Raw genomic sequence first — 10536 nt, forward strand, 5'->3', positions numbered from 1 at the left:
CATGACACAGCCCAAGCCCCACCGGGCACTCCTGGATGACGGACAGCCCCACGAACGAGCGACGCCAAACCATCAAGAACGGGACTTAACGCCCTCTGAGATCAGCGAAGGGTGCGAAGTCCGTTCCCGCCGATGGCGTTCGAGCAGCTCCGGGGCGGGGTGGAGCAGAAATGGCAGGATCAGGCGGTCGGGTTCGGCCAGATTGAGCGCAGTCTCGAGTGCAGCAGTGCCTGCATCGTGTTCGCCGAGGGCCTCGCGCGCCATCGCCTCCAAGAGGAAGGTCTGCACCTGCCACACCTGCAGGTTGGGGCCGACTGATGTGCCGTCGAGCACGGGTGCGAGCGCGGCCACCGCGCCCTCGGCGTCACCTTGGGCGAGTCGCAGCACCGCCGAGGCCTGGCACATCGCTGTGGCGTCATGCTGGGTGCTCTCGGCTGCAGCCAAGGCCTGATCCGCGCGACGGGTGTCCCCCAGCCGCACCAGTGTCTGGGTATGCAGCGATCGCGTACGGGCCGTGAGCGGGTGGTGGGCCACCAGCCGCTCACCGAGTGCCGCTCCGGCGCAGAAGGCGCTCAGTGCCTCATGGTGCCGGCCACGTGCGAGTTCGTGCAGGCCGCGAGCGTAGTGGAGCAGCATGGCAACGGCCGGGTAGACCTCGTCGCGGGAAGAGGCCTCGGCCCGTTCGAGCCATGGCTCGGCCTCCTCGAGGCGTGCCTGCCAGAGCATCGGCACGGCCAGCGCAACGCACGGGATGGCGATGATCGGCTTCTGGGACCAGCCATGCTGCTCGGCCAGCCGGAGGGCCCGATGACTGCGCTCCGGCACCAGTTCCAGCGACCAGAGGTGTGCGACGAGTGCCGCGTGGGCAAGGCCGTTGAATTCGAGGTAGGGCCGCTCGAGCTGGCGCGCGAGGGAGATGCCCTGCGCCAGGTACCGCTCCGGTTCATCGACGCGCATCAGCCAGGACTCGGCGATGCCGAGGCTGACAAGCCCTAGCGCGCGCATGTCCGCGCGCAGCGGAACCCCGGGCAGCAGTGGGGTCTCGGGCGCAAGGAGGCGCTCGGCGCTCTCGAAGACAGCAGGGAGGTTGCCGCGGAGCCGAGCGAGGTTGAGCCGGAGGATGGCGAGCATGGCCTGGAGCGCGTGCCGGCGATCGTCCGGCAGCGAGGCCGAGCCGCCGTCTGCAATCGCCAGCAGTTCCTCAGCGCGGTCGGCGGCTCCACGGTTCAGGTAGTCGGCCGCAGCCACGGCAGCGAGTTGCGGGTCGCCCAGCGTGGCGTCGGCGGGGAACTCGGCAAGCAGCTCGTGCCCGGTGGACGCCTGGCCGTCGAGCTCGAGGGCGAACCAGTGGTCGGCCAGCAGCGTGCTCGCCAGTGCCCACTCCCCGCCGGCCTGAGCGTGGCGGATCGCCTCGACCGGCCGATCGTGCTTGACGTACCACTCGGCTGCCGTGCGGTGCAGGACGGGGAGCTCGTCCGGTTCGGTCCGGCGCAGTTCGAGGCGCAGAAGATCGGCGAAGAGGTGGTGGTAGCGGAACGAGGATCTCGCGGGATCTAGAGACACAGTGAACGCGCCCGAGTCTTCGAGGTCCTGCAGGATCCGCTCGCTGCCGACGTCGCCGGTCAAGGCATCGGCCAATGGCCCGTCGATACGCTCGAGGATCGAGGTGCGCAGCAGGAGCCGACGACCGTCGGCGGACTGTCGGCCCAGCACTTCGGCGAGGAGGTATTCGGCGACGGTCCGCTCACCGCCGGAGAACTCGATCGCGAAGCGCTCCGGTTCCGAATGCCGGGCAAGAAGGAGAGCGGCCAGACGAAGCCCGGCAGCCCAGCCCTCCGCGCGCTCGTGCAGCAGGTCGACAGCCGGCTGCGACAGCTGGATCCCGGCCGCGTCGAGTAGTGCCCGGGCCTCGCTCGGGGTGAAGCGGAGGTCGTCGGCGCGGATCTCGGTGACCTGGTCCTCGAGGCGCAGCCGGTGCAGGCCGAGCGACAGGTCGTGTCGGCTGGCGAGGATGAGGCGGAGCGCGCCGGTGCTGCGCTTCAAGAGAAGTGCGAGCTGGCGCAGCGTCTCCTCGGAGCGCACTTCGTGAAGGTCGTCGATGACCAGGTACGCCGGTCCATCGAGGGCTTCCAGATCCTCCGCCAAACGCTCGACGATTTCGAATCCGTCCAGGTCGGGGGCGGGCGTCAGCGCTCGCACGAGCCCTGAGCCGGGAACGGTGCCCCGGATCTCGTCGAGGACGGTGAGCCAGAAGCGCTGGGGGTCGTGGTCCTCGCGTTCCACCGACACCCAGGCGGTACGGTCGGCCAGCCCGGCCGCCTCAACCCATGACCGGAGCAGGACGGTCTTCCCGCTCCCGGCCGGCGCGACGACGATCGTGAGCAGACCCGCTCCGCCGAGTCGCTCGAACAGCGCCGGACGAGCGATCGTGCGCAGTTCTCCCTTGGGATGGACGGCAAATGTGCCGTGCACCGGAGGCAGCGAGGTCGCAGTCATGCTTCTGACCTCCTACCCAGAGAACGCCACACCATACGTTGAGTCGGGAGCCAGGCTAGCCATGGACGACGCGAGGTGCTCGTAGACGCGCTGCACGAGCGACCAGCCGGCGCGGAGCAGTCACAGGTCACGCAGTGCGCGCCGGAGCACCTTCCCGGTCGCGTTGCGAGGAAGTTGATCGACGAAGACGATGTCGCGCGGGACCTTGTAGCGGGCGAGATTGGTCCTGACGTACGCCTTGATCTCCTCCGCGTTGGGGGTTGCGCCGGGACTGGTGACGACGACGGCGCGCAGACGCGTGCCGAACTCCGGGTCCTCGACGCCGATGACAGCCACCTCCTGGACGTCAGCGCGCTCGGCGAGCAGGTTCTCGATCTCGAGCGGGTAGACGTTCTCGCCTCCGGAAACGATCATGTCGTCGTCGCGGCCGTCGATGTGCAGCAGTCCGTGGGCGTCGAGGTGGCCGATGTCGCCGGTGGTCATGTAGCCGTCGATGACCTGCTTGTGGCGGCCGTCGGTGTAGCCCTCGAACGGGATGGCACTGCGCACGAACACGCGGCCGGGCAGGTGGCTTTCGGTGATGCGCCGGTCCTGGTCGTCGAAGAGGGCGACCTGCGACGTCAGCGGCGGTCGGCCGACGGTACCGGGGGCGAGGCGCAGATCCTGCGGCTGGGCCACCGCGGCGATGCCGACCTCGGTGGATCCGTAGATGTTGTGCAGGACCGCGCCGAAGATGTCCTGGGTCCGGGCGGCGAGTTCCGGGGACAGCGCGGAGCCGGACACCGCGATGGTCTTCAGCGTGGTGAGGCCGTAGCGACGGATGACCTCCGGCCCCAGCTGGAGGATCCGTTGCAGCATGGTCGGGACGGCGACCAGCATGTCCGCGCGGTGTTCGGCCAGCAACCGCAGGGTGTTCTCCGGGTCGAAGCGGCGGGCGAGCACGATCTTGTTGCCCAGCGCGGTGCCGACGACCCAGTTGCTGAACCCGGTGGAATGAAAGACCGGGGACGCGATCAGTATCGTGCCGCGGCGCGGGAAGGGGATGCGGTCGACCAGTTGGACGCTGGCCAGCGGAGTCACCTTGGTGCGTGGCGCACCCTTGGGGAGCCCGGTAGTGCCGCTGGTGAGGATGGTGAACCCGCCCGGTCGCTCGGGTGGCGGAGGCAGCGTAGGATTTCCTGTGGCGATCAGGTTGTCCAGGACGCTGGCCCCCACCGGCACGGTGTGGCCCGCGTCCACCCAGGTGAGGATGCGTGGGAGCGAAGAGGGCAGGGCGTCCAGCAAGTCGTTGAACTCGCTGTCGTGCAGCATCGCCCGCACGTTCTCACGTGCAGCCACCTCGGCGAACTGCGGTTTGGCGAAGCCTGTGTTCATCAGGGCCAGCCGCAGCCCGGCACGGCCGGCCGCACTGATCGCCAGGATCAGGCCGCGGTGGTCGCGGGCCAGGACGCCGGCCACGGAGCCCGCCGTCAGTCCCATCGCGAGCAGGGCGTTGGCCAGGGCGTTCGACTGCTCGTCAAGCTCGCGGTAGGTCAGGACGCCGCGCTCGTCGGCCAGCGCCGGCGCGTCCGGAGCACGCCGGGCCACGGCCATGATCATCGATGCCGGGGGGCCGTAGACGTTGTTGTTCCGTGCCGCGCGAAGGGTCAGGTCCAACCTGGTCAGGTCGATGACCCCTGCCTGGTGCAGACGGACCACGGCGCGCGCGGACCTGGCCGCGTTGTGCAGGCGGGTGGTGAGCGGATCGGACGTCGAAGGCATGGGTGGATACCTTTCGGGTCATGAAAAATCGAGGGGAGGTCATCTGCTCTTGCGCATGATGCGGCGGCATCGGCGTTCCAGCAGGACGACGGCGAGGCCGAAGTACCGGAACTGCGGGTTGGTGGTCTGCTTGTGGTGGTAGCGGTAGTAGATCTGCTGGCAGATGGCGGCCAGTCGGAACAGGCCGAAGACCTCGTAGAAGGCCCACTCGCGTTCGGTCAGGCCGATGCCCGTGCGGGCGCAGTAGTGGTCGACGACCTCGCGCCGGGTGAGCATGCCGGGGGTATGGGTGGGCTGTCGGCGGAAGATCTTGAACGCCGGACCGTCGTCCCGCTGGACCCAGTAGGCGAGCGCCCCGCCCAGTTCCATCAGCGGATCACCGATGGTCGCCATCTCCCAGTCGAGCAGTCCGATGGGGCGGGTGGGATCGGTACGGTCCAGGACGAGGTTGTCGAAACGGAAATCGTTGTGGACGGGCACAGCTGCGCGGTCCGCGGGCTGGTTCTCGTCCAGCCAGGACATCACCGCCTCGAACGAGCTGACGTTCCGCGTCCTGGCCTGGCGGTACCGGTTGGACCAGCCAGTGATTTGGCGGCCGACGTAGCCGGGCCCTTGGACATCCACGTCAGTCCGGCCGCTTGGGGATCGACGGAGTGCAGTTGTACCAGCACGTCGAGGGCGTTGACGCAGAGCGCGCGGACCCGCTCCGGTGCCAGGTCGACTTCTGGCGGCAGCTCTTTGCGGGAGATGAGGCCGTCCAGGCGCTCCATCAGATAGAAGGGGGTGCCGATGACGTCCTCGTCCTCGCACAGGGCGACCGTGGCCGGTGCGTAGTCGAAGTGCGGTCGCAGGGCAGTCTGGACGCGGTATTCGCGCGCCATGTCGTGCGCCCCTTCGGCTCGCCGCCCGCCGGGTGGCCGCCGCAGGATCAGGTCCCGGTCCGGATACTCCAGCAGATAGGTCAGGTTCGACGCTCCACCGCGGAACTGACGCACCGCCGGGAGGGTGGACGGGGAGTCGTCCGCGAGGTGGGCGCGCAGCCACGCGGCCAGGGCGGCGACGTCGAAAGCGTCCTCGGCCCGCACACTGCTGGCCTCTGAGGGGGCGGACACGGAGTTCACGTCAGCCTCCTGACGACCGGGAGCGGGAGCCGTTTCATCAGGACCGCCAGGGGCGCCCAGGGCCAGCGCGGAACGTAGGCGACGCTCTTGCGCGCCTCGATGGCGCGCACCATGGCCGCCACGCCGGGCTCCGTGTCGACCATGAACCGGGTGCGCTCGGCCGCGGCGGCGTTCATCTCGGAGCGGATGTAGCCGGGGCAGATCAGCGAGACGTCGACCCCCGGAATGCGTTCCGCGCGCAGCCCCTCGGCGAGCGCGGCCACGCCCGCCTTGCTGGCAGCGTAGGTGGTCATCGACCGCCGCATGCCGCGCAGGGCGGCGAAGGAGGAGACGAGGACCAGGTGCCCGCGGTGCTGGGCGCGGAAGACGGCCAGCGCGTGCTCGCTCTGCGAGAGCGCGCCGAGGAAGGCCGGAGCTGGCGCCGGTGATCACGATCGTGCCCCTGGTCATCGCGCGGCCTGTTGCGCGTGCTTGGCCAGCTCCAGGCGGCCGACCAGGTCGAGGTGGACCTCGTCGGGTCCGTCGGCGAGCCGGATGGCGCGTGCGGTGGACCACGCCGCCGACAGCGGCAGGTCGTCGGACAGGCCGGCGCCGCCGTGGATCTGCATGGCGAAGTCGATGACTTCCTGCGCCATGGTGGGGACGTGGGCCTTGATCTGGCTGATCTCGCTGAGGGCGCCCATGGCTCCGACGGTGTCGAGCTTCCAGGCCGCGTTGAGCACGAGCAGCCGTGCCGCGTCGATCGCGATCCGCGCTTTCGCGATGCGCTCGCGGTTCCCGCCCAGGCGGGCTATCGGTCGTCCGAAAGCGGTGCGGTCCAGGCCCCGCCGGCACGCGGCCTCCAAGGCATTCTCGGCGAGTCCGATCAGGCGCATGCAGTGGTGGACGCGGCCGGGCCCGAGCCGCCCCTGGGCGATCTCGAAGGCCCGTCCCGGGCCGAGCACGATGCTGGTGGCGGGTACCCGCACGTTGGTGAACGAGACTTCGCCGTGCCCGAACGGCTCGTCGTAGCGGCCCATCGCGGGAAGCATCCGCTCCACGGTGACTCCTGGCGTGTCGACGGGAACCAGTGCCGTCGTGTGCCGCCTGTGCTTGTCGGCGTCGGGGAAGGTGAGCCCCATGAAGAGGATGACGGCGCAGTCGGGGTGACCGATGCCGGTGGTCCACCACTTGCGACCGTTCAGCACGACTTCATCACCGTCGAGGACCGCGGTGGCGGCCATGTTCGTCGCGTCGGACGACGCCACCTCCGGCTCGGTCATCCCGAACGCCGACCGGATGCGTCCGTCCAGCAGCGGATCGAGCCACCGGTCGCGCTGGGCCTGGTTCCCGTACTGGAGCAGTACCTCCATGTTCCCGGAGTCGGGTGCGTTGCAGTTGAACACATGCGGTGCCAGGAAGGAGCGGCCGGTCAGCTCGGCGATCGGCGCGTAGTCCGTGTTGGTCAGGCCCGCGCCGCCGTCGGTTCCGAACCGCGCGGCGTAGTCGCCGGCGTGGGCCGCGGGTAGGAACAGGTTCCACAGCCCCGCCTTGCGTGCCTCGGCCCGCAGCTCCGCGAGCAGCGGCAGCGGAACCCAGGGGTCGCCCTTGTTTTCACGCAGGGCGGCGACGTCGCGGTGGTACTGCGCCTCGATCGGGAGTATTCGCTCCTCGATGAAGCGGCCCACCCGCTCGGTCAGGTCGGCAGCGCGGGCGCTGGAAGTGAAGTCCATGTTTCTTGCCTTCAGTTCGTTTCGGTGGGAGCGATGCCCGGAACCGCGGTGATCGCCAGCGCCGATTCGTCGAGGCTGCCGAGAACCAAGGTGCCCCCGTGCTCCGCGACGCTGGTGACCATGGCGTACGCGGTCCCGTCCGTCTGCAGGTCGTGGATGATCGATCCTTCGAGATCGACGCCGACCACCCACGCGGTGCGCTTCGGCGCCGGCTTCAGCCGCTCGGGAAGTTGCCACACCATCCGCCGCAGCACCCCCGGGCGGGGCAGCAGGGCGTCGAGCAGCGGGTTGCGCGGTGAGGCGAGGGCGACCCAGATCAGTCCGTCACTGCCCAGGGCGATGTTGTCGGGGAAGCCGGGCAGGTTGTCGATCAGCGCCTCCTGTGTGCCTGCTTTCGGGCCGCGCAGCCAGTACCGGCTCAGCCGGTACGCTCCCGTTTCGGCGAAGACCAGCGCTTCGCGGTTGGGTGTGAAGGCAACGCCGTTCGCGAACTGCAGACCGTCGAGCAGGACGTCCACCGTGCCGTCAGGGGACAGGCGCAGCAGCCGTCCGGTGCCCGAGTGCTCCAACAGGTCGCCCATCCACTGCTCGAACGGCCAGCGGCGCGACGACGCGGTGAAGTAGGTCATCCCGTCGTCGGGATCCTGCACGACATTGCTCGCGAAGTTCAGCGGCTCCCCGTCGATACGGTCGACCAGGACCTCGATCGACCCGCCGGGGCCGCTCCAGCGCAGCAGCCCCCGATGGGCGTCGCAAACGAGCAGCGAACCGTCCGGCCCGGCATGCAACCCCAGTGGACGGCCTCCGGTGTTCGCCACCGCATCGACCGCGCCGGTGACGATGTCGACCCGGAGCACAGCCCCGTCCGCGGTCCCGGTGTAGACGGACCCGTCGGCGCCGAAGACGACGTCCTCGGGACCGTGACCGGGCAGTTCAACGCGCCGCAGGATATCCGCGGATGGCGATCCAGATCCTCGCCTTGCCCGCTGCGGTGCGGGTGGCGGGGACCAGCGAACCGGCTCCATCCGGGGAGCGGACCGAACAGTGTCCATCGCGTCTCCAGTCCGAGAGGATCTCTGCGACTATGTGCATATGCAATGCTAGAGACGGGTGAAAGCCCAATGAATAGGCATTCGACCCGCCGAGGATGTGCCTGTGCACATTCCGGTGAAGCGGAGGGCGGCATCGCATGGAGTTGAGACCCGGCGCGCCCGAGATCCGACTCGACGCGCACCGACGCAGGATCGCGGCCCGCATCGCAGCGATCATCTCCGAGGTCGATCCGGAACTGAACGCGATCGCCGCCGACCTGGCCCAGCTGTACCGGCAGCGCATCCCCAGGTACGACCAGGTCGATGCCAACTCGATCGAGCACAATACGCACACCGTGCTGCGCATCGTCGTCGACCAGTTGCGCGGCGAGTCGGCCCGCGCAAGCACCGACGAACTGACCGCGCTCGCCCGCGGCTGGGCGGTCCAACGGATCCCCCTGGACCTGGTCGCCCACAGCATCCAGATCGGCGCGCGCAGGGTCTTCGAGCTCATCCGGCAGCGCGCCACCACCCAGAATCTGCCAGCCACTGTGATCGACGAAATGCAGGACCTCACCTGGGAGTGGGCAACAGCCTCCGCCACCGCCGTACACCTGGTACTGCAGGAGCAGGCCGTGGTCGGGGCCGCACACCGCGCCGACTTGCTACGCCGCCTTCTCGACGGCGCCCTTCCACCGACGGCGCTGGTCGCCGAAGCACGCAGCCAGCGACTCGATCCGGAGCACCCTTACCGAGTCGCCTGTACCGCTTGGGACGAGACGGCGGCGACCTCGGACCTACTGGCGGTCCTGCGTGCCCACGGAGCCACCACCAAGCTCCCGGTTGTCGACACCGTCATCGACCGGCACCTAGTCGCCCTACTCCCCCGGGCTCCAGGCCAGTTGTCGCACCCGGCACCCGTCGCTCTCGGCCCCGCGATGCCCCTCGGCGCCGCATCCACCTCCTATCGGCAGGCCCGGCGTGCTCTTGACCTCGCCACCCGCTTCGGCAGAAGCGGGCTCGTCGACCTCGCCGCACTGGGCCCCCTGCCCCTGCTCGGCGCGGCCGAGGACGCGGCAGACCTGCTCACCGAAAAGCACCTCGCCCCGCTACGCCGACACGGTTCCGCCGGCACGGAGATCATCGCCACTGTCGAGACGTACCTCGACTGCGACCGTCGCATCGACGACACCGCCGCCGCGCTCTACCTGCACCGCAACACCGTCCGCAACCGGCTCACCCGCTTCGCCGAACTGACCGGTCTGGACCTCGACCGCACCAACGACCTGATCGTCGCCTGGTGGCTGCTGAACCGGGAGCGGCAGCAGAGCAGCTGAGCGAAGAGTTCCCCTGAATGTGCATCTGCACATGCCAGCCGTGTCGTGCGCCTATGTATGCCGGAGTTGATCATTTCTAACATTGCAGATGCACATGACCCTCAAGTGAAAGGACCTCGGACATGTCCACGAGTCAGGAAGACAACGCCGGCGCCGACCTGGTGCTAGCCGAGCGGCACGGGGCCGTACTGCTGCTGACGCTCAACCGGCCGGACCGTCTCAACGCCTGGACCTTCGCACTTGAGGAACGCTATTTCCAGCTCCTGGACCAGGCCGAGGCAGACCCCGAGGTGCGGGCGGTCGTCGTCACCGGGGCGGGGCGCGGCTTCTGCGCCGGAGCCGACCTGTCGGACCTGCAGATGGTCAGCAGCCTCGACAAGACCGATGTTGAGCTTGCAGCTCCTGCCCGTCCTCGCGAGCGCCCACTCTCCATGCGCAAGCCATTGATCGCCGCGATCAACGGCGCAGCAGTCGGCCTTGGCCTGATCGAAGCGCTCTACTGCGATCTGCGCTTCAGCACCCCGGATGCGAAGCTGGGAACCGCGTTCGCCCAGCGTGGCCTGATCGCCGAATACGGCATCGCGTGGCTGCTGCCCCGCATGGTCGGCCAGAGCCGCGCACTGGACCTGCTGCTTTCCGGTCGTCTGATCCAGGGTCAGGAGGCCCTGGCGATGGGCCTGGTCAACCGAGTCGTGGAGCCCGAAGAGCTGGTGAAGGCGGCAATCGCTTACGCCGCCGACCTGGCCGCGCTCTCCTCCCCGAACTCGATGAGCCTGATCAAGGACCAGGTGTTCCGCGCCATGGACAGCGACCTGCCGAGCGCCATCGCCCACGCCGAAGGGCTCATGATCGAATCCTTCGTCCACCCTGACGCCGCCGAGGGTGTCATGGGTTTCCTGGAGCGCCGCCCGCCGAACTTCCAGCCGCTCGCTCTGACCTGAAACAGGGGCGTCGAGCTTCGAGGTGTCGCATCCAGCCTTCACCCGCGTGGGGGTCGGTCGGCGCGGACCAGGCCGGTCTCGTAGGCGATGATCACGGCGTGCACCCGGTCGCGGGCGCCGATGCGGGCCAGTACCCG

Annotated in this window: 6 protein-coding genes and 2 pseudogenes; 2 read left to right on the plus strand and 6 right to left on the minus strand. The window is 69.0% G+C overall.

Features of this window, described 5'->3' with window-relative positions:
- Positions 1-72: 72 nt before the first annotated feature.
- From IF29_RS42965 to IF29_RS0140780, 6 genes and pseudogenes are all read right to left on the minus strand, one after another.
- Positions 73-2496 carry a winged helix-turn-helix domain-containing protein gene (locus tag IF29_RS42965; protein ID WP_051726689.1) on the minus strand — a complete coding sequence of 808 codons (2424 nt, stop codon included), beginning with the start codon at positions 2494-2496 and terminating at the stop codon, positions 73-75.
- A gap of 120 nt (positions 2497-2616) precedes the next feature.
- On the minus strand, positions 2617-4257 hold the full coding sequence (locus IF29_RS0140760) for an acyl-CoA synthetase (RefSeq protein WP_030267434.1): 1641 nt from the start codon (positions 4255-4257) through the stop codon (positions 2617-2619).
- A 39-nt stretch (positions 4258-4296) separates the two neighbouring features.
- A pseudogene (locus IF29_RS49160) lies at positions 4297-5378 on the minus strand (phosphotransferase family protein).
- Positions 5375-5773, minus strand: a pseudogene (locus IF29_RS0140770) (SDR family NAD(P)-dependent oxidoreductase); the annotation flags it as partial. The pseudogenes IF29_RS0140770 and IF29_RS49160, both read right to left, overlap by 4 nt.
- 51 nt (positions 5774-5824) lie before the next feature.
- A complete protein-coding gene (locus IF29_RS0140775) occupies positions 5825-7090 on the minus strand; it encodes an acyl-CoA dehydrogenase family protein (RefSeq protein WP_030267441.1) in 1266 nt (421 codons plus the stop codon).
- Between the two features lie 11 nt (positions 7091-7101).
- Complete coding sequence (locus IF29_RS0140780; RefSeq protein WP_332262578.1) at positions 7102-8142, minus strand: SMP-30/gluconolactonase/LRE family protein; 1041 nt, start codon at positions 8140-8142, stop codon at positions 7102-7104.
- A 137-nt stretch (positions 8143-8279) separates the two neighbouring features.
- Between IF29_RS0140780 and IF29_RS44285 the strand changes: the two genes are divergently transcribed.
- The gene (locus IF29_RS44285; RefSeq protein WP_030267446.1) at positions 8280-9458 is read left to right on the plus strand and encodes a PucR family transcriptional regulator; all 1179 of its coding nucleotides are present in this window, start codon (positions 8280-8282) and stop codon (positions 9456-9458) included.
- Between the two features lie 122 nt (positions 9459-9580).
- On the plus strand, positions 9581-10399 hold the full coding sequence (locus IF29_RS0140790; protein ID WP_030267449.1) for an enoyl-CoA hydratase-related protein: 819 nt from the start codon (positions 9581-9583) through the stop codon (positions 10397-10399).
- Positions 10400-10536 lie beyond the last annotated feature (137 nt).

Source organism: Streptacidiphilus jeojiense, from assembly GCF_000719095.1.
Taxonomy (GTDB): domain Bacteria; phylum Actinomycetota; class Actinomycetes; order Streptomycetales; family Streptomycetaceae; genus Streptacidiphilus; species Streptacidiphilus jeojiensis.

Bases quoted from the DNA above. Each gene is read 5' to 3' on its own strand.
- IF29_RS0140760 (WP_030267434.1), bottom strand. From the start codon at position 4,257: ATGCCTTCGACGTCCGATCCGCTCACCACCCGCCTGCACAACGCGGCC.
- IF29_RS0140790 (WP_030267449.1), top strand. From the start codon at position 9,581: ATGTCCACGAGTCAGGAAGACAACGCCGGCGCCGACCTGGTGCTAGCC.
- IF29_RS44285 (WP_030267446.1), top strand. From the start codon at position 8,280: ATGGAGTTGAGACCCGGCGCGCCCGAGATCCGACTCGACGCGCACCGA.
- IF29_RS42965 (WP_051726689.1), bottom strand. From the start codon at position 2,496: ATGACTGCGACCTCGCTGCCTCCGGTGCACGGCACATTTGCCGTCCAT.
- IF29_RS0140775 (WP_030267441.1), bottom strand. From the start codon at position 7,090: ATGGACTTCACTTCCAGCGCCCGCGCTGCCGACCTGACCGAGCGGGTG.
- IF29_RS0140780 (WP_332262578.1), bottom strand. From the start codon at position 8,142: ATGGACACTGTTCGGTCCGCTCCCCGGATGGAGCCGGTTCGCTGGTCC.